Source organism: Shewanella seohaensis, from assembly GCF_023283775.1.
Lineage (GTDB): Bacteria > Pseudomonadota > Gammaproteobacteria > Enterobacterales > Shewanellaceae > Shewanella > Shewanella seohaensis.
Genome location: NZ_JAKILE010000002.1, coordinates 151,651 through 175,252, shown reverse-complemented (window position 1 = coordinate 175,252; position 23,602 = coordinate 151,651). Strand labels below are relative to the sequence as shown.

General features: G+C 48.9%; 20 protein-coding genes. 4 read left to right on the top strand and 16 right to left on the bottom strand.

From position 1 onward, the window contains the following. Window positions 1-58 precede the first annotated feature (58 nt). From dnaE to rpsB, 16 genes are all read right to left on the bottom strand, one after another. The gene (gene dnaE / locus L2713_RS02940; RefSeq protein ID WP_248966872.1) at window positions 59-3,535 is read right to left on the bottom strand and encodes a DNA polymerase III subunit alpha; all 3,477 of its coding nucleotides are present in this window, start codon (window positions 3,533-3,535) and stop codon (window positions 59-61) included. Between the two features lie 117 nt (window positions 3,536-3,652). Continuing rightward, complete coding sequence (rnhB, locus tag L2713_RS02935; RefSeq protein ID WP_248966870.1) at window positions 3,653-4,282, bottom strand: ribonuclease HII; 630 nt, start codon at window positions 4,280-4,282, stop codon at window positions 3,653-3,655. Between the two features lie 4 nt (window positions 4,283-4,286). Then, window positions 4,287-5,438 (bottom strand): lipid-A-disaccharide synthase, encoded by a 1,152-nt coding sequence (lpxB, locus tag L2713_RS02930; RefSeq protein WP_248966868.1) that lies wholly within the window; start codon window positions 5,436-5,438, stop codon window positions 4,287-4,289. Between the two features lie 116 nt (window positions 5,439-5,554). Next, window positions 5,555-6,325 (bottom strand): acyl-ACP--UDP-N-acetylglucosamine O-acyltransferase, encoded by a 771-nt coding sequence (lpxA, locus tag L2713_RS02925; protein ID WP_248966866.1) that lies wholly within the window; start codon window positions 6,323-6,325, stop codon window positions 5,555-5,557. Then, window positions 6,322-6,786: a 3-hydroxyacyl-ACP dehydratase FabZ gene (fabZ, locus tag L2713_RS02920; RefSeq protein WP_041412686.1), complete on the bottom strand. Its 465-nt coding sequence runs from the start codon at window positions 6,784-6,786 to the stop codon at window positions 6,322-6,324. The genes lpxA and fabZ overlap by 4 nt, the downstream gene beginning before the upstream one ends. 32 nt (window positions 6,787-6,818) lie before the next feature. Beyond that, entirely contained in the window at window positions 6,819-7,844 is a 1,026-nt protein-coding gene (gene lpxD / locus L2713_RS02915; protein WP_109285350.1) for a UDP-3-O-(3-hydroxymyristoyl)glucosamine N-acyltransferase, read from the bottom strand. A 3-nt stretch (window positions 7,845-7,847) separates the two neighbouring features. Further along, window positions 7,848-8,345, bottom strand: coding sequence for an OmpH family outer membrane protein (locus L2713_RS02910; protein WP_011623384.1), 498 nt, complete (start codon window positions 8,343-8,345; stop codon window positions 7,848-7,850). 65 nt (window positions 8,346-8,410) lie between these two features. Continuing rightward, window positions 8,411-10,891 carry an outer membrane protein assembly factor BamA gene (gene bamA / locus L2713_RS02905; RefSeq protein ID WP_086902375.1) on the bottom strand — a complete coding sequence of 827 codons (2,481 nt, stop codon included), beginning with the start codon at window positions 10,889-10,891 and terminating at the stop codon, window positions 8,411-8,413. 31 nt (window positions 10,892-10,922) lie between these two features. Next, window positions 10,923-12,293 (bottom strand): sigma E protease regulator RseP, encoded by a 1,371-nt coding sequence (rseP, locus tag L2713_RS02900; protein ID WP_248966864.1) that lies wholly within the window; start codon window positions 12,291-12,293, stop codon window positions 10,923-10,925. A gap of 50 nt (window positions 12,294-12,343) precedes the next feature. Then, window positions 12,344-13,534 carry a 1-deoxy-D-xylulose-5-phosphate reductoisomerase gene (gene ispC / locus L2713_RS02895; RefSeq protein WP_248966862.1) on the bottom strand — a complete coding sequence of 397 codons (1,191 nt, stop codon included), beginning with the start codon at window positions 13,532-13,534 and terminating at the stop codon, window positions 12,344-12,346. A 4-nt stretch (window positions 13,535-13,538) separates the two neighbouring features. Continuing rightward, window positions 13,539-14,396: a phosphatidate cytidylyltransferase gene (locus L2713_RS02890; protein WP_011623388.1), complete on the bottom strand. Its 858-nt coding sequence runs from the start codon at window positions 14,394-14,396 to the stop codon at window positions 13,539-13,541. Between the two features lie 20 nt (window positions 14,397-14,416). Beyond that, a complete protein-coding gene (uppS, locus tag L2713_RS02885; protein WP_011623389.1) occupies window positions 14,417-15,244 on the bottom strand; it encodes a polyprenyl diphosphate synthase in 828 nt (275 codons plus the stop codon). Between the two features lie 82 nt (window positions 15,245-15,326). Next, on the bottom strand, window positions 15,327-15,884 hold the full coding sequence (gene frr, locus L2713_RS02880) for a ribosome recycling factor (RefSeq protein ID WP_011717689.1): 558 nt from the start codon (window positions 15,882-15,884) through the stop codon (window positions 15,327-15,329). Window positions 15,885-15,914: 30 nt separating this feature from the next. Then, on the bottom strand, window positions 15,915-16,643 hold the full coding sequence (gene pyrH / locus L2713_RS02875; RefSeq protein ID WP_248966860.1) for a UMP kinase: 729 nt from the start codon (window positions 16,641-16,643) through the stop codon (window positions 15,915-15,917). A gap of 69 nt (window positions 16,644-16,712) precedes the next feature. Further along, window positions 16,713-17,564, bottom strand: coding sequence for a translation elongation factor Ts (gene tsf / locus L2713_RS02870; protein WP_011623392.1), 852 nt, complete (start codon window positions 17,562-17,564; stop codon window positions 16,713-16,715). 119 nt (window positions 17,565-17,683) lie between these two features. Continuing rightward, entirely contained in the window at window positions 17,684-18,412 is a 729-nt protein-coding gene (gene rpsB / locus L2713_RS02865) for a 30S ribosomal protein S2 (RefSeq protein WP_011071784.1), read from the bottom strand. A 308-nt stretch (window positions 18,413-18,720) separates the two neighbouring features. On the opposite strand from rpsB, the gene map reads away from it, so the two are divergent. The 4 genes from map to L2713_RS02845 all read left to right on the top strand — a co-directional run bounded on the left by map (window position 18,721) and on the right by L2713_RS02845 (window position 23,591). Then, window positions 18,721-19,518 carry a type I methionyl aminopeptidase gene (gene map / locus L2713_RS02860; protein WP_041408815.1) on the top strand — a complete coding sequence of 266 codons (798 nt, stop codon included), beginning with the start codon at window positions 18,721-18,723 and terminating at the stop codon, window positions 19,516-19,518. Window positions 19,519-19,586: 68 nt separating this feature from the next. Continuing rightward, the gene (gene glnD / locus L2713_RS02855) at window positions 19,587-22,172 is read left to right on the top strand and encodes a bifunctional uridylyltransferase/uridylyl-removing protein GlnD (RefSeq protein WP_248966858.1); all 2,586 of its coding nucleotides are present in this window, start codon (window positions 19,587-19,589) and stop codon (window positions 22,170-22,172) included. Between the two features lie 18 nt (window positions 22,173-22,190). Continuing rightward, window positions 22,191-23,015 carry a 2,3,4,5-tetrahydropyridine-2,6-dicarboxylate N-succinyltransferase gene (dapD, locus tag L2713_RS02850; protein ID WP_011623395.1) on the top strand — a complete coding sequence of 275 codons (825 nt, stop codon included), beginning with the start codon at window positions 22,191-22,193 and terminating at the stop codon, window positions 23,013-23,015. Window positions 23,016-23,237: 222 nt separating this feature from the next. Continuing rightward, on the top strand, window positions 23,238-23,591 hold the full coding sequence (locus tag L2713_RS02845; protein ID WP_248966856.1) for a DUF3718 domain-containing protein: 354 nt from the start codon (window positions 23,238-23,240) through the stop codon (window positions 23,589-23,591). Window positions 23,592-23,602 lie beyond the last annotated feature (11 nt).

Sequence of the window (23,602 nt, the reverse complement as noted above, 5' to 3'; positions counted from 1 at the left end):
ATCACTCGCTGATGCTCAATTATCCACTACCAACCCCAAGTCTTTGTCAGCTTATCAATTAGGGGAACAAAATCCGCACCTTATTTGGCCCAAGCAGGCTCTCAAGGGCAAACACCAATTCATCGCTGGGGTTCACTCGCCAATGTTCCGCCAACCTAAATTGGCCCTTGGCCTGCGCTTGACTGTAGTTAATCACCACGGGTACGGCACCATTGCGCCACGGGCTTATCGATTGCTCGATACTTTCGAGCACGCTAGGCGTTAGCTGCGAAGCGTCTAGATCGATTTCTAAAGCGCTGGCAAAGTGGCTACGTGCCTCGCTGATATCGATAATGTTGCGCGCCGTCATACGGTTGCCACCGGCAAAATCATCGAAGCTGACTTCGCCTTCGCAGATCAGGATCCTGTCCTTCTCGAGCAGATGGTTAAACTTCTCAAAGGCTTCGGTAAAGAGCATCACTTCGAGGCGCGCACTCTTGTCATCTAGCGTCAGCAGGCCCATTTTTGAACCACGCTTAGTGAGCATCACCCGGGTTGCAACCACAAGGCCTGCCGCCTTCACAGTTTTACCGCGATCGGTTGGATGCACATCCTTTAAGCGCCCAGAAGTGTAATGCTTGAGCTCTTTAAGGTATTGATTAATCGGGTGACCAGTTAAATATAGACCTAAGGTCTCGCGCTCCCCTTCGAGCCAAATTTTATCCGGCCACGGAGTGCATTCGACAAACTGCTGCTTGCTGTCCTCAGGGTCGCTATTGAGCAGACCAAACATATCATGCTGGCCGATGGCCTCGGCCTTCGCATGCTGATCGGCGGCGCTTATCGCCTCAGGCAAGGTGGCCATCATAGAGGCGCGGTGCGGCCCAAGCGCATCTAAGGCACCCGCGCAGATAAGCTTTTCAATCACCCGCTTGTTAAGTTTTTTAAGATCGATACGGGCGCAAAAGTCGAATAAATCTTTAAAGGGGCCGTCCTTACGCGCCTCAAGAATGGACTCAACCGGCCCCTCACCCACACCTTTGATGGCGCCGATGCCGTAGACGATACGCAGATCGTCATCGACGGTAAACTTAAACAGACCTTTGTTCACATCCGGCGGAATAATAGTGAGTCCCATGCGCTCACATTCATCCACTAGGGTGACGATTTTGTCTGTGTTGTCCATATCGGCAGACATTACCGCCGCCATAAACTGCGACGGGAAGTGAGTCTTGAGCCACAGGGTTTGATAGGACACGAGCGCGTACGCAGCGGAGTGGGATTTGTTAAAGCCGTAGCCCGCAAACTTTTCCACTAAGTCGAAGATTTTCATCGCCAACTCGCCGTCGACGCCGTTCTTAATCGCCCCTTCTTTAAAGGTACCGCGCTGTTTGGCCATCTCCTCGGGCTTTTTCTTACCCATAGCACGGCGCAGCATGTCCGCGCCGCCTAAGGTATAACCCGATAGCACCTGCGCAATCTGCATTACCTGCTCTTGGTACAAAATAATGCCGTAGGTGGGCGACAACAGCTCCTTCAAGGATTCATGCTGGTATTGAGAATCAGGGTAAGACACCTCTTCACGACCATGCTTACGCTCGATAAAGTTATCCACCATTCCCGATTGCAGAGGCCCCGGGCGGAACAGTGCCACGAGTGCGATCATATCTTCGAAGCAGTCGGGTTGCAGACGCTTAATCAAATCCTTCATACCACGGGATTCGAGCTGGAATACCGCAGTGGTTTCATAGCGTTGCAACAAGCGGAATGAAGCGGGATCGTCTAGGGGAATCGCCTCAATCCGCACCGGTGGACGGCCGTTTTTAACCTCCACCTTGTTGATCATCTCCAGCGCCCAGTCGACGATGGTGAGGGTTCTTAACCCTAAGAAGTCGAATTTGACTAAGCCAGCGGTTTCCACGTCGTTCTTATCGAACTGGGTAACCGGGTTTTTACCTTCGGCGTCGCAGTAGAGCGGCGAGAAGTCGGTGATCTTGGTGGGCGCAATAACCACGCCCCCCGCGTGCTTACCGGCGTTACGGGTAACACCCTCGAGTTTACGGCACATGTCGATAAGATCTTTCACATCCTCATCGGCATCGTAGGACTCCTGCAGCGCAGGCTCCACCTCAAAGGCCTTGGCAAGTGTCATGCCTGGCTCTGGCGGAATAAGCTTAGAAATGCGGTCCACAAAGCCATAGGGATGGCCGAGCACACGACCCACGTCGCGAATAACCGCCTTGGCCGCCATGGTACCAAAGGTAATAATCTGCGATACCGCCTCACGGCCGTAGAGTTCGGCCACGTGGTCAATCACCTCATCGCGTCTATCCATACAGAAGTCGACGTCGAAGTCGGGCATAGATACCCGCTCTGGGTTCAAGAAACGTTCGAACAGCAGGTCGAATTCGAGGGGGTCTAAGTCGGTAATCTTAAGGGCATAGGCCACAAGCGAGCCCGCGCCCGAACCACGACCAGGCCCCACAGGAATGCCGTTATCCTTACCCCACTGGATAAACTCCATTACGATAAGGAAGTAACCGGGGAAGCCCATCTGGTTGATAACCTTAAGCTCCACATCGAGACGCTCGTCATATTCACCGCGGCGCTCGGCGCGCACTTGTGGATCGGGGAATAAGAACTCTAAACGCTCTTCGAGCCCCTTCTTAGAGCAATCAACTAGAAAATCCTCAATCGACATATCGCCGGTGGGGAAATTCGGTAAGAAGTATTCGTATAAGCGAATGGTAACGTTGCAACGCTTGGCGATTTCAACGGTATTTTCGAGCGCGGCAGGAATGTCAGCAAACAGCTCGCACATTTCCTCTTCACTGCGAAGGTACTGCTGCTCGCTGTATTTTTTAGGCCGGCGGGGATCGGCAAGCGTAAAACCATCGTGGATCGCAACGCGGATCTCATGGGATTCAAAGTCTTCGGGTTTTAAAAACACCACCTGATTGGTGGCGACCACGGGAATGCCCTTTTCCTGCGCCAGTCCCACCGCCATGTGCAAGTAACGCTCTTCATCGGGGCGCCCCGTGCGCAACAATTCGAGGTAATAGCGCCCTTCAAAATGCTGTTGATAAAACTCGCATAAGGACTCAACTTGGGTATTGTTGCCCTTAAGTAGTGCCTTACCTACGTCTCCTTCCCGACCGCCAGATAGCAGTAAAATGCCTTCGTTGTAGGTGACAAGCCATTCTTGGTCAATCACCACACGCCCTTGAACATGGCCACGCAAATAGGCTTGGCTGATGATTTGGGTGAGATTTTGATAGCCATCATTATTCATCGCAATAATGGTTAAGGCACAAAACTCGCCATCAAAACCCGGCACTTGCATCCAAAAGTCCGCGCCGATAATCGGCTTGATCCCCGCCCCATGGCAGCCACCATAAAACTTGACCAGACCACAGAGGTTGTTTTGATCCGTTAAGGCCACTGCAGCCATGCCCTTCGCCTCAACTTGGGCGAGGATGGGTTTGACCTTAGCCACACCGTCGGACATAGAGAAGTCACTGTGGACACGAAGATGCACAAAACGAGGATCGGACATAATTAGAATTATCTTTGGATAGCAGGTTAACAATCACTAAAAAAGCAGACTAACAAAGTCACAGCCCTTGGGCTAGTGACTTCGCTCTCAAGCTGAAGTGAAAACACCCAATCGGTGTTATCGCTCCAGTAATGCCTTGACGGGTTTGAAACTTTTACGATATTGGTCGAACACACCGTGCTCGGCAATGGCGTCAAAATGCGCCTTAGTCGGATAGCCCTTATGCTTGGCAAATCCATACTGGGGATAAGCGGCATCGAGGGCATCCATCTCCCGATCGCGGGTGACTTTGGCAATAATCGACGCCGCACTGATACTCGCAATCAGGCCATCACCTTTGACTATGCTATGACTAGTCAGAGACAGCCCTTGGTGCGTAAACGCCGGACTGCGATTACCATCGACTAAAACTAACTCGGGCGCACGAGCAAGCCCTGCAACCGCGCGCTGCATCGCCAGCATAGTGGCATGCAGGATATTCAGCTCATCGATTTCCGAAGGTGTTGCCCGCCCCACATGATAGCTTAAGGCTTTTTCACAAATCTCATCGAACAAGGCCTCGCGGCGCTTCTCGGTGAGCTTTTTGGAGTCATTTAAACCAACAATGGGGCGATTGGGATCGAGGATCACCGCAGCGGTGACTACATCGCCAACCAGAGGGCCACGGCCGACTTCATCCACGCCCGCCACTAAACCTGTTGAGAAGATGGCCATATCGGCGTCGGTTAACGTCTTAAATACCGCCATTAGTTCACATCCTAGCATCGACCAGTGCTAACACCGCCTCAGCCGCTTTTTGACTGGCATCGCAGCGCAGCATTTGGTGCAAACGCTCAAACTCGGCTTTGATTGGTGCAAAATCGCGGTTCAGCTCAATACCAACCGCTTCGGCAATCTTCTCCGGCGTGCAATCGTGCTGGATAAGCTCTGGCACTACATCTCGCCCCGCTAATAAATTCGGCAAAGAGAAACGATTCACTTGCATCATGGTTTTCGCTATCTGATAGGTCAGCGGACTCACGCGATAGGCGACGACCATAGGACGTTTGATCAGCATGGCCTCAAGCGTTGCCGTGCCCGACGCCAGTAAAATACCATCGGCAGCGGCCATCACCTCACGGGACTTACCTTCTACCATGTGGATTTCCAGATCCGGCGCATGCGCTGTTAACGCTTGCTCAAACTGCTCACGGCGCTTTTGATTCACTAAAGGCGTCACAAAGCGAATATCGGGAAATTGCTGCTTGATAAGTAGCGCTGCCTTCACGAAGGGCTCGGCTAATTGCTTTAATTCGCCGCCACGTGAGCCGGGTAAAATCGCGAGGTATTCGGCCTCAGGATCGAGTTCAAGCAACTGACGGGCGCTCGCCTTATCACTCTCTAACGGAATATCGTCCGCCAAGGTATGGCCGACAAAGGTACAAGGCACCTGATGCTTGTCGTAAAAAGCTTTCTCAAAGGGTAATAACGACAGCACCATATTGGTGGCCTTAGCGATTTTAAAAATACGCTTAGGCCGCCATGCCCATACCGAAGGGCTCACGTAGTGAACAGTTTTAATCCCCTGCGCCTTTAACTTAAGTTCAAGACCGATATTAAAATCCGGTGCATCGATACCGATAAAACAATCGGGCTTAAGTTCGGTGATGGACTTAATCAGGGATGAGCGCACATGGAGTAAGCGTGGCAAGCGTGATAGCACTTCGACTATCCCCATCACGGCTAACTCTTCCATTGCGAACAGGGATTCGAAGCCTAGGGCTTCCATACGAGGTCCACCAATACCGACAAAACGGGCGTTGGGGTGTGTTTTTTGCAGTGCGGCCATTAAACCTGCACCTAAAATATCGCCGGAGAGTTCTCCGGCGACCATTGCAAACACTAATTGAGATTTTTTGCTCATAAACCAATCATATCTGACAAGTAAATGGCACCGCAGCGCATCTCTGCCATGGCATTGTCTAAAGCAGAATATTACGAGCAGTGCCTATGAATGGCATAGTGTAGAGTCTAAGACTCTTAACGAATAATGCCGCGACCCGATGATTTAACAAACTCAATGAACGACTTAACTTGCTCATCGTTCTGCGCATCTTCGGCAAGCGCTTCAATCGCTTCATCAGCAGTTAAACTGCTGCGATATAAGGTTTTATAGGCTCGGCGCACCGCTAATTGGCTCTCCTTAGAGAATCCACGGCGCTTCATACCTTCGCTGTTTAAGCCACGAGGAATGGCAGGTTGTCCCGCCGCCATCACAAAGGGGGGCACATCCTGTAGCAATAACGAGCAACCTGCGGTAAAGGCGTGGGCACCGATATGCACAAACTGGTGAACGCCAGTCATACCTCCGAGAATCGCCCAGTCCCCCACATGCACATGGCCTGCGATAGACGCATTGTTGGCCATAATCACGTTATTACCGACCACACAGTCATGGGCGATATGCACGTAGTTCATAAACAGGTTGTTAGAGCCGATACGGGTTTCGCTATTATCTTGAACCGTACCACGGTGAATGGTCACATGCTCACGGATAATATTGTTATCGCCAATAATGAGTCGAGTTGGCTCGCCTGCGTATTTCTTATCTTGGCATTCTTCACCCACGGAGGCGAATTGGAAAATACGGTTGCCTTTACCGATAATGGTTGGGCCCTTCACCACTACGTGGGAGCTTAACCAACAATCGTCGCCAATCTCGACACCCGCACCCACATAACTCCATGGGCCAATGGTGACGTTTTTACCAATTTTTGCATCGGGATGCACAAACGCTAATGTATCTATCACTGATTAATCTCTCTGCGGGCACACATGATTTCAGCGGAACAAACCACTTCACCATCCACTTTGGCCTCACCATAGAAAACGCCAATCCCGCGGCGCTCTTTAATCATTTTGACTTCAAAATGGATTTGATCGCCGGGCTCAACCACACGTCTAAAACGGGCGTTATCGATACCAGCAAAATAGTACAACACACCAGGAGGCGGTACATCGTCACTCATGGTCTTAAACGCGAGCAGACCAGTAGCCTGTGCCATGGCTTCTAAAATCAGCACGCCGGGCATCACAGGCTGAACAGGGAAATGTCCCTGGAAAAAGGGTTCATTAATCGTCACGTTTTTAATCGCATGGAGACTCTCACCTGGGGTGTAATCCAAAACGCGATCGATTAATAAAAATGGATATCTATGGGGTAGATACTTAAGGATCTCCGTAATATCCATAGTGTTCATTTGATTAGACACGAACCTAGTTCCTCAAAATTGCCTTGGGGCAATTACTCTGGTGTATTTGAATTCTTTTCCAACGTCTTCACGCGTTGGAACAGTTCATCCAATTGACGGAAGCGAACTGTATTTTTACGCCACACTTTGTTTTCCATTGCCACTGTCGCAGAAGAATACAAACCAGGCTCACGCATGTTACCTGTAACGTTTGTCGCGCCAGAAAGATGGACACCATCCGCAATGGTCAAGTGGCCTGCAATCGCGCAGTTACCACCAATAATACAATGTTTACCTATTGTCACACTGCCAGCAATGGTCGTGCTGCCAGCGATCGCGGTATTTTCACCAATAATATCGTTGTGGGCAACCTGTACTTGGTTGTCGATGATCACACCGTTGTGGATCTCGGTATGACCTAAGGCGCCACGGTCAATGGTTGAGTTCGCGCCGATTTCGACGCGATCGCCAATGCGTACACCACCGGTTTGGGGAATTTTAATCCATTGTCCACGCTCGTTGGCGTAACCGAAACCGTCGGAGCCAATAATTGCGCCGGAATGAATAATACAATCTTGGCCTAAATGGACATTATGATAGAGGGTCACATTGGCCCACAGACGAGTGTTAGAGCCTACGATGGAGTCTTGACCAATCACAGAGCCCGCACCAATCTGCACGTTTTCGCCGAGGATCACATTCGCGCCAATCACCACATTGGCACCAATTGCTACGCCTTCGCCTAACTGGGCAGAAGAGTCGATTTGTGCCGATGGATGGATACCTACGGCCGCCTTGGGCGTAGTATCTAAAAACTGAGCCACACGGGCAAACCCCACATAGGGGTCTTTAACGACTAACGCAGTGCCTGAATAGTCCTGCGCGTCTTTAGCCGACAATAACACCGCACTCGCTTGAGTTGACTCAAGCTGAGCACGGTATTTGCTGTTGGCTAAAAAAGAGATTTGACCCGATTGGGCATGTTCAAGTGTCGCAACGCTGTTGATCACTAACGTTTCATCGCCTTGGACAACGCCATCTAATAACAGGCTTAGCTCTTTTAAAGTCACACTTTTCATTAATTACTTGCCTTTGCTTAAGGCTTCAACCACTTTGCCACTGATGTCAGCATTTGGCTTAACATAAATGACGGCACCGCGCTGTAAAACTAAATCGTATTTTTCTTTTTCAGCGATAGTATTAATGGCTTTTTGAACCTTAACTAACAGTTTGTTTTGCTCTTCACCTTGGCGACGACGTAAGTCTTCATCCAAAGCTTTTCCTTTTAGCTGATATTCAGATTTTAACGCTTCCATTTTACGAACCAGCTCAGTTTTTTGCGTGTCATTCATTAACGCGCCGTCACGTTGCTGCTTCTCCATCAGAGAGCGCATTTCTTCTTGCATTTTCTGAACTTCAGCCATGCGATCACCAAACTCTGATTTCAGAGATTGGGAGATTTGCTCACGTTGAGGTAACTGTTCAAACACAGCGCCCATATCAACAACCGCAATATTTTCTGCCTGCGCCGCTAAAGGTGCACCTAATAAAGCCAACGTCACCAGGGCACGGTTTACCATCTTGTTCAAAATAGACTCCTTGTTACCTTTGTTATATTCAGCAAAACCTGCCGAGTGTATGCCTTTTAAAAAGTTTTGCCAATATTGAACGAGAAGATCTCTGTTTGATCGCCTTCGTATTCTTTAATCGGCCATGCCAAGCTGAATACCATTGGGCCCATAGGAGACAGCCACTGTAAGCTTAACCCCCAAGACGCTCTGATACGGCCAGGATCACTGTAGTCCTGTAACTTATCAAATTCTTCCGCTGGCAGCGTTTGATACTTAGCGAAATCGAACTCAGTATCCCATACGTTACCCGCATCGACGAAGAAGCTGGTACGAACAGAGTTAGTGTAGGCCTCATCTAAGAATGGCGTTGGTACAATCAACTCCATACTGGCGGTTGCAATCGCGTTACCACCGATAGAACGACCTGAACTGACCTGAATACTGTTTGGATCACCCGGTAAACTACAACCGTCACCCGATGGATCCGGCGCACAAGGCTCGCTACCACGGAAGAGGTAGAATGAACGTGGGCCGACCGAGTTAGACTTAAAGCCACGCAGTGAGGTACTACCGCCCGAGTAATAGTTTTCCCAGAAAGGCAGGATTTGATCATTATCATTAAATTGACCATAACCGTTGCCATAACCTAAACGACCACGCGCCAAAAGCACAAAACTGTGGCTGCGGTTGATGGGGAAATAATAGTTAGTATCGAAGTCAGTCTTAAAGTACTGCAGATCCGAGCCTGGTACTGTCATCTTACCGCTTAAACGCTGTGACGAACCGTCCGTTGGGAAGGTGCCACGGTTTAAGGTACTGCGGTACCAGCCTAAGCTCAGCTCGAAGTTATCGAAGCTTAGATCGGCATTTGGATCATCGTCACGGTAGATATTGTAGAAACGCAGCGCCTGCTCGTAGGCGGAGATTTCTGAAATCGTGTTATGACGATAGCCAATACCACCATTAATACGGTTGTATTCGTTAATCGGGAAGCCTGAGTTTAATGCCACGCCATAGGAGCTGTTTTTATAACGCTCAAGGTTAGCCTCATTCGCATCGAACTCGTTCCAGTAAACGCTGCCACCTAAGCTCACGCCATCTTTGGTCCAATAAGGATCGGTGTAAGATAAGTTAACGTTCTTAGAATACTTGTTGGTGCTCAAACTCACGCCCGCTTGGTTACCCGTACCGAGGAAGTTATTTTGCTGCACACCAAACTGCAGACTTAAGCCCGATTCAGTACCATAACCGACACCAGCGTTAAATGATCCCGATGGCTGCTCTTTGACCTTCACGGCCACATCGACTAAATCGTCGGTACCTGGCACTTGAATGGTTTCGGTATCAACAGTCTCGAAGAAGCCTAAACGGTTTAGACGGGCTTTAGATTGCTCAACCTGCGCCGAGTTTAACCAAGCCCCTTCCATCTGACGCAGTTCGCGGCGCATCACTTCATCTTTAGTGACAGTGTTACCAGTGAAGTTAACCGAACGCACATACACACGTTTACCCGGTTTGATATTGATGTTTAAAGTCACTTCCTTGGTTTTATCATCAATTTCAGGGTAGGTTTTCACTTCAGGGTAAGCGTAACCGAAACGACCTAAGTATTTGCTGTACATCTCTTCGGTGAAGGTCACATCACCGCCGTTGTACATATCGCCCGCCTTAATTGGCAGAATCGATTTCATTAACTCTTCACGGCCCATTAAGTCGCCGGTGAGGTTAACGTCTTTAACCTTGTACTTCTCACCTTCGTTGACGTTGATGGTGATATACAAACCTTTACGGTCAGGCGTCATCGCCACTTGAGTCGAGGTGACTTCAAAGCGGATATAACCCTTGTTGTGGTAATAGGTTTTAATGGTTTCAAGGTCGGCTTGCAGCTTTTGCTTCTGATAGCGACGCTCACCGAACAGATCCCACCAAGCCACGTAGTCTTTGAGTTCTAACATGCCAATAAGCTCAGCATCGGTAAACTCTTTGTTGCCAACCACGTTAATTTGGCGAATTTCAGCCGCTAAACCTTCGGTGAACTTGAATTTTAGTTCGACACGGTTACGGGGCAAGTTAATCACCTGCGCTTCGACTTTCGCACCGTATTTACCCACACCGTAGTAGAAGTCTTGTAATCCCTTCTCGATGCCCGTCAGCATAGTACGGTCTAAGGACTCACCGACTTTCACGCCTGAGCCGTCCAGACTTTCCTGTAACTGCTCATCTTTAATGTCTTTGTTGCCTTCAAAGGTCACGGCGCTGATCGTTGGTCGCTCAGTGACTTTGACAATCAACACACCGCCATCATGACTGACTGAGATGTTCTCAAAGTTAGTCGATGCATACAGGCTTTTAATGGCTTGTTGAATTTTTAACTGGTCAACAGTGTCACCCACTTTCACTGGTAAGCTTAACAAGGCAGCACCCAGTGCGACTCGCTGCAAACCTTCAACTTGGATGTCGGTCACTTCAAAGGGTTGGAAAGTATCCGCCAACACAGTCCCTGAAAACGACGCACCGACGAATAACATCGAGGCAAAAAGTTTATTCAATCTCATAGAGCACTTCTAATTATTAGTCTGTCCTTGCTCAGAGTCGGGCAAAGTCATTGAAGAGCGCGATGCTCATCAACATCAGCAGCAATGCTGCCCCAAATCTGAATCCTATTTCCTGTACCTTTTCAGACACAGGTTTACCAGTGATTACCTCAACGAAGTAATACAGCAGGTGTCCCCCATCGAGCACAGGCAATGGCAGCAGGTTAATGATGCCTAAATTGACACTGATAAGCGCGAGGAAACCGAGAAAGTAAACCAAGCCATAGTTTGCACTATTGCCCGCACCCTGTGCGATTGAGATAGGTCCACTTAAGTTTTTCACTGACACATCGCCAGTAAATAATTTGCCAATCATCTTAAAGCTCACAGCAACAAGTTGCCATGTTTTATCCACTGCTATAGCGAAAGAATCGATTGGGCCATATTCGAGTTGTAGGCGCATATTCTCTGGCCATTGCGCCTGAGCAGGGCTCACCCCAAGCACGCCTATATCTTTGTCATCGCTATTTTTAACACTCGCAGGTGTCACAGAGATGGCAAACTGCTCGCCATTACGGCGCACAGTTAACTCCACAGGCACATTGGCAGAATGTTGAATAATGTCAACAAAAGCTTGCCAATCGGTGTAATTTTGCCCATTGATGGCAACCAAAGTATCGCCGACTTTCAGATCACTCTTAGCCGCCGCACTGCCTTCGCTGATGAGCGCTATTTGTGGCTCAATCGCAGGGCGATACACTCCCAGACCCAACGCCGTAATCGGCGACTCCTTTTCTGGGTCGAAACGCCACTCGCGGGTATCAAGGGTATAAGTGCGAGCCGTGGTATCTAAACCCTGCAAACCATTTAGCGGCGCGAGGGAGACGGTTAAGCTGTCATCGCCAATATGGCCCACTAGCGCTAAATTGACTTCTTCCCAATTGCGTACAGGCTGGCCTGAAATCGCCGTCACTTGCATCGGCTCATTCACTTGGATTTGCGCCGCCGCAGTGCCAGGTGTGGTTGAGGTAATCACAGGCTTGAGCGATGGCACGCCAATTAAATACATTAAATACAGTGCGATAATTGCAAAGATAAAGTTTGCAATCGGACCTGCGGCCACAATCGCAATCCGTTGCCATACACTTTTACGGTTAAAGGCTTGGTCCTTTAAATCATCGGGTACGTCTTCTACTCGTTCATCGAGCATTTTGACATAGCCGCCTAACGGGATCATGGCGATGACGTACTCAGTGCCATCTTGACCTACTTTGCGCCAAATCGCCTTACCAAAACCAATCGAAAAACGTTCAACCTTCACGCCACAGCGGCGTGCAACATAGAAATGGCCGTATTCGTGGGCGGTGATAAGCAGCCCAAGCGCAACGATAAACGAACCTAAGTTCCACAAAAAATCTAACATTCCACTCCTTATGTCATCGTCAAATTGGCTTATTCCTCATCAAATGAGGATTAAGCCAATTTCGCTAACTGTTCGCGGGCATATATCCGCGTTTGCGCATCGAGGGCGATAATATCATCGATGCTGGTCATCGTCCGTTTAGGCACTGATGATAAACAAGCTTCATTCACCTTAGCGATATGGGTAAAACCAATCTGCCCCTGTAAAAATGCCTCCACGGCGATTTCATTGGCGGCATTGAGTACCGTAGTCGCTTCTTGGCCTTGGGCACAAGCGGCGATCGCTAACGCCAAACAAGGAAAGCGATTAAAGTCCGGCTCACAAAAGCTTAACTGTCCGACTTTGAAAAAATCCAAAGGTTCAACGCCAGAGCTAATTCTTTGTGGATAGGACATACAATGTGCAATCGGTGTACGCATATCCGGGTTACCCATTTGCGCAATGACGCTACCATCGCGGTATTGCACCATCGAATGGATAACGCTCTGTGGATGGATAACCACCTTTAATTGGTCTTTCTGGGTATTAAACAACCAGCGCGCTTCAATAAACTCCAAGCCCTTATTCATCATAGTGGCGGAGTCGACTGAAATTTTCGGCCCCATCGACCAGTTTGGATGTTTACAGGCCTGCGCTGGCGTCATTGACGCAAGGCTGGCAAGCTCAGCGGTCAAGAAGGGGCCGCCCGAGCCGGTCAGCAAAATATGGGAAATTCCCGATGCGGCTAAATCACAGCGGCCTAAATTGGCCTGCACCTCTTCGGGTAAACATTGGAAAATCGCATTGTGCTCACTATCAACTGGCAATAGAGTCGCGCCAGAGGCTTTGGTGGCCTCAATAAAGAGTTCACCTGACATCACCAAGGCTTCTTTATTGGCAAGCAATACCCGCTTACCCGCCTTGACGGCGGCTAAGGTGGGCACAAGCCCCGCTGCGCCGACGATAGCGGCCATCACAGTATCCACTTCAGCGGCTGTGACTAAGGCGATGAGTTCATCCTCACCGCTACTGACTTGGATATTAAGCTCAGGGGGAAGCTTGGCTTGTAGTGCTAATGCGGCCTGACTATCGACCATATGGGCGACTTGGGGGCTATGGGTTACACACAGGGCAAGCATCTTATCGACACTCGCATTCGCCACTAAAGCGTAAACACGATAGGCATCGGGATTAGCCGAAATCACACTTAAAGTGCTGGCACCAATCGACCCAGTTGCGCCCAAAATCACCATATTTTGCATAGCGTTACATCCAAAATGCAATGTAGATTAAGGTAAACACCGGCAAGGCCGCAGTGAGGCTGTCGATGCGATCGAGTACACCACCATGCCCAGGCAGAATCGTGCCAGAGTCTTTGATGCAGGCGGCACGCTTAAACATACTCTCGGATAAATCGCCAAGCGCCGAAATCAGTGCCACGAAAATGGTGACCGCAACCACTAACCCTAATTCCTGCTCAGGCGAAATATACATCACGCCAGCGACAACAATCAGTGTTGTCATCAGGCCGCCCAATAAACCCTCTAGAGTTTTAGCTGGGCTCACCGCCGGCATCAGCTTGGTCTTGCCGACCGCTTTACCGACAAAATACGCGCCCGAATCGGCCGCCCAAACAATCAGCATCACCAGTAACACCAATGATGCGCCGTAGTAAGGCGATATTTGCGAACTAATGGATTTGAGTGCAATCAGCGCCACAAAACACGGCACTAGGGTGAGTTGTCCAAACATGGACTTTAGCATCGGGTTCTTTTGCCAGAGTTTGGCGCTTTTAGGGTAAGTCACCACCAACAGCAGTGACACTATCCACCAGAATGCACCGATGGCAATCACGGCAAGATAGATAGGATGAATTTGTCCCCTAAGCCAAATGGTGTCGGCGGGAACAATTAAATTCAACGCGATAAGTAAAATACCGACGGTGCAAGTAAAACTCCATTGAGTCACATCACATTGACTATCGATGATCCTGCCCCACTCCTTAGCGGCGATCAGAAACACGGCCACTAAGGCCCAAGCAAAGTACTCTACGGGGAGTAAAAAGATCGCTCCCAAAACTAATGGAATTAACCAAATTGCTGTTATTATACGTTGTTTTAGCAAAAAAAATCCCTCATGACGTTTTACAATGCGCGCATCTCATCAATTTGACTTCCGGTCAAACCAAAACGGCGCTGGCGACTGGCAAAAGTAGCAATCGCTTCATGAAAAGCCTGTTCATCGAAATCAGGCCAAAGGGTGTCCATAAACACCAATTCAGCATAGGCAGCCTGCCAGAGCACAAAATTGCTGATCCGGTAATCCCCGCCCGTACGGATCATTAAATCAACTTCACTCTGATTTTGCATGCACAAATGTTCACTCAGGGCTTCTTCGGTGAACTGACTGCTGGTCATTTCGCCATTTTCCACCTTTTCAGCTAACTTTTGCGCAGCTTGCAGTATGTCCCAACGGCCACCGTAATTGGCCGCTACATTCAATATCAATCCACTGTTGCCTGCGGTTTTTTCTTCTGCGGCACGAATTTGTTTTTGTAAACGCGCAGAAAAACGGCTGATATCGCCGATGATATTCAATCGAACTTGGTTTTTATCGAGTAACTTAATTTCCCGTTGTAACACGGTAAAAAACAATTCCATCAGCAAGCTGACTTCCTTATCGGGTCTGCGCCAATTCTCGCTGGAAAACGCAAATAGCGTCAGCGATTGTATCCCTAACTGACTGGCCGCACTCACCGCACGTCTCACCGCCTTTACGCCGGCTTTATGCCCCATCACTCGTGGTTTGCCCTGGGTTTGGGCCCAACGTCCATTACCATCCATAATAATCGCAACATGTTTAGGTAATGACTGTTTAACGAGTTCGGGTAATACCTCCGGTAAGCTTGTCTGAGCACAAGCATCCTGCTCAGTTGACCTAGATTGCGGATCAAATTCCACTGTGGATGACATCTATTACAACCCTTTAAAATAGACAAACGCCGTGTAGTATACCCCTACACGGCGTAGCAACTCTAGCTTATAGCGCCTGAGATTAGACTTCCATCAACTCAATTTCTTTGGCCGCTAAAATCTCATCGACCTTCTTAATGTGAGCATCGGTGAACTTTTGCACTTCGTCTTCAAAGCGGCGAACATCGTCTTCAGTACATTCTTTGGCTTTTTCGAGCTTCTTCACTTCAGAAATCGCGTCACGACGTACGTTACGAATCGCCACACGGCCGCCTTCGGCTTCTGCACGAACCACTTTGATGAAGTCTTTACGACGTTCTTCAGTCAGTGCTGGTAATGGAATACGTAAGGTTGCACCCGCTGACATTGGGTTTAAGCCAAGGTCTGAGCTCATAATCGCTTTCTCAACCGCTTGGATTGCACTACGGTCGAACACAGTCACAGACAGAGTACGCGCATCTTCAATACCCACGTTCGCCACTTGGTTCAGCGGGGTCATAGTGCCGTAGTAAGACACTTGGATAGAGTCCAGTAAGCTTGGGTGTGCACGACCAGTACGTACTTTCGCCATTTGGTTCTTAGTCGCTTCTACGCATTTACCCATGCGCTCTTGAGCATCTTTTTTAATATCTGCAATCACGTTAAATGTCCTTCTTGGTCATTAAATAACTTATTTCGCTCTGATCATTGTGCCTTCTTCTTCACCCATGACCACGCGGCGCAGTGCACCTGGTTTGTTCATGTTGAATACTAGGATTGGCATGTCATGATCACGCGCCATCGTAAAGGCTGCTAAGTCCATTACTTTTAATTCTTTGTCCAGTACTTCAGTGTACGTTAAATCATCGTACTTGACTGCTTCTGGATTTTTCATCGGGTCGTCAGAATAAACGCCGTCAACTTTAGTGCCTTTTAGCACGACTTCTGCTTCGATTTCAATGCCGCGTAAGCAAGCAGCAGAATCGGTAGTGCAGAATGGGTTACCAGTACCCGCAGCAAAAATCACTACACGGCCTGATTTTAATAAGCTGATAGCCTCAGCCCAATTGTAGTCGTCGCATACCCCTTTTAACGGGATTGCCGACATCAGACGAGCATTAACATAGGCACGGTGCAGGGCATCACGCATGGCCAAGCCGTTCATAACCGTTGCCAGCATACCCATGTGATCGCCCACCACACGATTCATGCCCGCTTTTGCTAGGCCTTCACCGCGAAATAGATTACCACCACCAATGACCACCCCCACCTGAATGCCTAACTCTACCAGCTCTTTCACTTCTTGAGCCATGCGATCTAACACTTTAGGGTCGATGCCGAAGCCTTCGTCGCCCATCAGTGCCTCGCCACTTAATTTTAGAAGAATGCGTCTAAATGCAGGTTTTGGATTGGTGCTCATATTTTTTTGTCCTGGTCATAACAAGACCGCAGCCATTGCTGCGGTCTTGGGGGTATTTAGCGTTGGCGATTAAGCCTTTTTAGAAGCAGCGATTTGAGCAGCAACTTCAGCTGCGAAATCTTCTTCTTTCTTCTCAATACCTTCACCCACTTCTAAACGAATGAAGTTAGTGACTTTAGCGCCTTTCTCTTTCAAGAATTCGCCAACAGTTTTCTTTGGTTCCATGATGTAAGCTTGACCAGTCAGAGAGATCTCACCGGTGAACTTCTTCATACGACCAACAACCATTTTCTCTGCGATTTCAGCAGGCTTGCCTTCATTCATAGAGATTTCGATTTGCAGAGCTTGTTCACGAGCAACTACGTCTGCTGGAACGTCTTCTGGGTTAACGTATTCTGGCTTAGAAGCAGCAACGTGCATTGCTAAGTGCTTCAGAGTTTCCTCATCCGCTTCACCAGTGACTACAACACCAATACGCTCACCGTGACGGTAAGAAGCTAATTGAGTGCCGTCGATGTACTCAACGCGACGAACGTTGATGTTTTCACCGATTTTAGCAACCAGAGCAACACGGGCTTCTTCGAATTGGGCTTTTAAGTCTTCTAAAGACACTTTAGACGCTGCAGCAACGTCTAAAACAGCGTTAGCAAAACCTAAGAAGTTCGCATCTTTAGCAACGAAGTCAGTTTGGCAGTTTACTTCTAACAGTACTGCGAAACCTTCACCGTTTTTGATCAGGATAGTACCGTCAGCAGCGATGTTACCTGCTTTCTTAGCAGCTTTAGCAGCACCAGACTTACGCATGTTGTCAATTGCTAACTCCATGTCGCCGTTGGTTTCTTCTAACGCTTTTTTACAATCCATCATGCCTGCGCCAGTACGCTCGCGCAGTTCTTTAACTTGGGCAGCAGAAATTGCCATTGTTAAATCCTCTCTAAAAATTCGACTAATTTGCAGATATAAAACAGGGGCCGAATGGCCCCTGTTAACCAATCAAAATCTTGGTTAATAAGGGTGATGAAACTCATCCCGCCTTATTATTATTCGGCTTCTACGAAACCGTCTTGCTCAGCTTGAACAGCTAAATCTTGACCACGGCCAGCGTTAGCAGCTGCAGCAACAGAAGTAGTGTACAGGCGAATAGCGCGCATTGCGTCGTCGTTACCAGGAACGATGTAGTTAACACCGTCTGGAGCAGAGTTAGTATCAACAACTGCAACAACAGGGATACCCAGGTTGTTAGCTTCTTTAATAGCGATATGCTCGTGGTCAGCGCCGATAACGAATAATACGTCTGGCAGGCCGCCCATGTTCTTAATACCGCCTAAAGATTTTTCCAGCTTTTCAAGCTCACGAGTACGCATCAGCGCTTCTTTCTTGGTCAGCTTGTCGAAAGTACCGTCTACTGATTGGCTTTCCAGTTCTTTCAGACGCTTGATTGACTGACGAACGGTTTTCCAGTTAGTCAGCATACCGCCTAACCAGCGGTGATCAACGTAGTACTGATCGCAAGAAATAGCAGCTTCTTTGATCGCTTCGCCAGCAGCACGTTTAGTACCAACGAATAATACTTTACCTTTCTTTGAAGCAACGTTGCTGATGAAAGCCAGTGCTTCATTGAACATTGGCACAGTATGCTCTAGGTTGATGATGTGAACGCCGTTGCGAGCACCGAAAATGAATGGCTTCATTTTTGGGTTCCAGTAACGGGTTTGGTGACCGAAGTGGACACCGGCCTGGAGCATATCGCGCATTGAAACTGTAGTCATTTCTATTACCTTAAAATTTAGGGGGTTAGACCTCCACGTATCCCATGTCTTCGACCCCGCAGTTAACAGCTGAGGGCACCCCGAAGAATGTGTCGACACGTGTGTGATTTAGTATTTAGATAAATTGCCATGTATAATGGCCGCCATCTTTAGTCTTGCCTTGGGTTAAGATAAGCAAAAGCTGACCTTATACATCCTGCAAGACTTAAACATAACGGCGCGCTTTATACCATAAATAGCCCTAAAGCACAAATTTTTGCATTGGGTAGATGCCGCCAATAGACATCGAAGACACAAGAGAAAACGCAATGAGTATAGTCATTAAGACAGCAGAAGAAATCGAGAAAATGCGCGCAGCGGGTAAGCTGGCCGCACAAGTATTAGAAATGATCGCCCCTTATGTTAAGGCTGGCGTGAGCACTAATGAACTAAACGATATCTGCGCCAAATATACCGAAGAGCAAGGCGCGATTTCTGCCCCGCTCAACTACCATGGTTTTCCTAAGTCGATTTGTACTTCGTTAAACAACGTTATTTGCCATGGTATTCCCAGTGACCGCGTTCTCAAGGATGGCGATATTCTCAATATCGATATCACAGTAATCAAAGACGGTTACCACGGTGACACCTCTAAAATGTTCTTAATCGGTGAAGTCAGCCCTAAGGACAAACGCCTGTGCCGTATCGCGCAAGAGAGTCTATACCTCGCCATTCGTAAGGTTCGCCCTGGGTTAAAACTGGGAGAAATCGGCAATACTATCGAAAAATTCATCAAAGCCAGCAAAACAGGTCTTGAGAAATATTCCATCGTGCAAGATTATTGTGGTCACGGTATTGGTGCCGGTTTCCATGAAGAGCCGCAAGTCATGCACTACCGTAATGGCGATAACACCATTTTACGCCCTGGCATGTGTTTTACCATTGAGCCGATGATCAACGCTGGTCGCCACACCACAGTGTTAGACCGTGACGATAAGTGGACTGTCACCACCTCCGATGGTAAAAACTCTGCCCAATGGGAACACACATTATTAGTGACCGAAACCGGTGTAGAAGTCCTGACTCTGCGTGATGAGGAAGACTTCCCGCGTATCATTAATCACTAAGCGACATACTTAGTACGTTAGGACTCAGAGGATTACTGAACACCTAACTCATCCAAACAAGGGACTCGATGAATACAGCTCTGCTAGCTAAACAATCATTAATCGAACAGAATCAAACGCTTTTAGCAAGATTCAAGGCCAAAACCCCGATTGAAGAGCTAGTGACGCAGCGCTGTCAGTTCGTCGATTTCCTCGTCAAACAGGCCTGGCAACAGCACGGTCTGGACCAACATCCTATCGCCCTGATCGCCGTTGGCGGCTATGGTCGCGGCGAGTTACATCCGCACTCGGATGTCGATTTATTATTCCTGTTCGAAGGTGAGTTATCGCAGGCGGCTGAAACCGCACTGAGCGAATTTATCGCCTTTTTATGGGACGCCAGCCTTGAAATTGGCCACAGTGTTCGCACCCTCAGCGATACCTTAAATCTAGGTCGAGAAGACATTACCATCGCCACTAACCTGCTCGAGGCTCGGCTACTCTCAGGCCCAGAATCCCTGTTTGATCAACTCTATGACGCCATCCGCCAGAGCGACTTTTGGACGTCGAGCCAGTTCTTTATCGCCAAACGTGATGAACAAACGGCCCGCCATGCCAAGGCAAGCGCCTTCGATCTTGAGCCCAACATCAAAAGTTGCCCCGGCGGCCTACGGGACATTCAAACCATCGCCTGGGTTGCTATGCGCCACTTTGGCGCCTCACGCTTAGAGGAACTGGTTCAATACGAATTTTTAGAACCCGCCGAATTAGAAGAGCTGCTCGAGTGTCAGCATTTTCTGTGGAAGCTGCGCTTTGCCCTGCACATGGCGGTCGGGCGCGATGAAAATCGCCTGCTGTTCGATGTCCAGCGCCAAGTGGCCGAACTAATGGGCTATGAAGACGCCACTCAACTCGCCGTTGAGCAGATGATGAAACGCTACTATCGCACGGTACGCCGGGTGATGGAGCTGAACGAAATGCTGCTGCAACTGTTTAAGCGGGCGACACTGGGCCAAACCAAGGCCTTAGAAATTCAAGCGATTGACAATAACTATCAACGACGCGGAGCCTTTATCGAGGCCCTAAGGGACGATTTATTCGATAGCGGCAAAGAAATTGTACGCCTCTTTGTCCATGTCGCTAAAAACTCCAATATTAAAGGCATTTATGCGCCGACGCTGAGATCGCTAAGGCGCGCACGCCGAGCACAGCTGCAACCCTTGCAGGAAAATCCTCAGTGCCGCCAAGCCTTTATGGAAATCTTAAAGCATCCTCGTGGCATCGCGGCCTTATCGCTGATGCATAAACACGGGGTGCTGTCGGCCTATTTACCCGCATGGCGCAATATCGAAGGTCAAATGCAATTTGACCTGTTCCATGCCTATACGGTGGATGAACACACCCACAGATTGCTGCTCAATATCGAGCGCTTCTCACAGCCGGAGCAGAAGGAAGAGTTTCCTTTAGGCTCAGTGCTTATCAATCAGTTACCGAAAAAAGGTTTGTTGGTACTTGGCGCAATTTTCCATGATATCGCCAAGGGACGCGGTGGCGATCACAGCAAGCTTGGCTCAAGCGATGCCCTCGCCTTCTGTAAGCTCCATGGCTTGAACGACCACGATGGCCGCTTAGTCGCTTGGCTGGTCGAAAATCACTTAGTGATGTCGGTAACCGCTCAGCGCCGCGATATTTCCGATCCCGATGTGGTGGCCGACTTTGCCAGCAAGGTGCGCGATGCGGTGCATTTAAGTTATTTATATTGCTTAACCGTCGCCGATATCTGCGCCACCAACGAGAAGACCTGGAACAACTGGAAAGGCTCACTACTGCGTGACTTGTATTTCTCCACCCAAAGGGTGCTAGCACGGGGGAAAGAAAAACCCGTCGATATCCGTGCGCGGGTGCGCGAATACCAAGCCAAGGCCAAGAAAGACCTGCTTCGCCGTGGCGTGAAAGAAAAAGATTTAGATACCCTCTGGCAACGCTTTAAGGCCGACTATTTTTTGCGCCACCAGCCAAATCAGGTTGCTTGGCATGCCGAAGCTATCCTTAAGCATAAACAGTTGGATGAGCCGCTGGTGCTGGTGTCCAAACACACGACACGCGGCGGCACTGAACTTTTTGTCTACTGTCAGGACAGGCCTAAGCTGTTCGCCACCGTGATGGCGGTGCTCGATAATAAAAACATCAACGTCCACGACGCTAATATTATGACGTCGAAGGATAATTACGCTCTCGACACCTTCGTTATCCTCGAGCAAGACGGCGCCCCCGTGAGCCAACTCTCACGCATTCAGAGTATCCGTAAGGCCCTTGAAAAGGCGCTTGCAAGCGATAACCCTAAGCTGCCGCGCTTTAGAAAGCTGTCACGCAAGATGAAACCTTTTAATGTTCCCACTCAGGTGAGTTTCCTTGAGAGTAACCGTCATGGTACAAGTATGATGGAACTTATCGCCTTGGATACGCCGGGATTATTAGCTAAAGTGGGCGATATTTTTTATCGCTGCAACACGACCTTGCTAGCCGCCAAGATCACCACCATTGGCGAGCGAGCCGAAGACTTTTTTATTTTGCAAACCAATGATGGCTTGCAACTCAATGAAACCCAAGAGAACACGCTCAAGGAAGCCTTGATTAGCGCGCTGAGCGCCATCAACACAGAGTCAACCAATTAACCAAAACGGGAGAAGTAAATGGAGGCTTTACGCCAACGTATTGAGGCCGCATTTGAAGCGCGTGCCGACATCACACCAAGCACTGTTGACGCAAGCGTGCGTAACGATGTGCAAAATGTCATCAATATGCTCGATAAAGGTGAACTGCGCGTCGCCGAGAAAATCGATGGCCAATGGCATGTACATCAATGGTTGAAGAAGGCGGTATTACTGTCATTCCGTATTTTCGATAACGCGGTTATCGATGGTGCCGAAACCAAATATTTCGATAAAGTACCGTTAAAGTTCGCCGAGTATGACGAAGCCCGCTTTAAAGCCGAAGCCATCCGTGTGGTGCCATCGGCAACCGTACGTAAAGGCTCTTTTATCGGTAAAAACACTGTGTTAATGCCTTCTTATGTGAACCTTGGCGCCTACGTTGACGAAGGCACTATGGTTGACACTTGGGCAACCGTTGGCTCATGTGCGCAAATCGGTAAGAACGTGCACTTATCTGGCGGTGTTGGCATCGGTGGCGTACTCGAGCCGCTGCAAGCGGGTCCGACCATTATTGAAGACAACTGCTTTATCGGCGCACGCTCTGAGATTGTCGAAGGCGTTGTCGTTGAAGAAGGCTCTGTGATTTCAATGGGCGTTTATATCGGCCAAAGCACCCGTATCTATGACCGTGAAACGGGCGAAATCCACTATGGCCGCGTACCAGCTGGCTCTGTCGTAGTATCGGGTAACCTGCCATCGGCTTGCGGTAAATACAGCCTATACGCTGCGATTATCGTTAAAAAAGTGGATGCGAAAACCCGCGGTAAAGTGGGTATCAACGAACTGTTACGTATCGTCGATTAAGCCATATTCATGCTGTACACCATGCCAAAATGCCAAGCTAATGCTTGGCATTTTTTATGGTAAAAACACACTCCAAAGGCCTCAAAGACACATCAAGTTACACCGAGACACACTCTGTTCCCAACCCCACATTTAGATACACTTCTGCGGCCAAATCCCTCTGCAAGGCTGGTAAAAACAGACTTTACTCAAAGGGTCTACTCACCCGTCAAGGAGCTAAAGATGAAAGCAAGATTGGTAAAATTGGGCGGTGCCGCCCTACTCTACACTATAGGAATAGGCTCAAACGCTTTTGCCGCCATGGATCCACAGTTAGAAAATACTTTAGTGGCGGTTTGTAAGGCTGGGGCCAGTAATAATCTGATCTCATTTAGCAACACTATGCAGGAATACCGCATCAACCAAGCTCGGATATTCCCTCGTTTGGTCTGTAACGGCGAAAGCTTCCATCAGTTCGCCCTCAACCAAGGCGCCGACAAAACCGCCAAACGTATTGGCCGTTACGTACAAGGTACTGTCACCATCAAAGATATCGCCCAAAATTCAATGGATGAGGTGTATGCCGTTAATTTTTAATTTGAACGTCA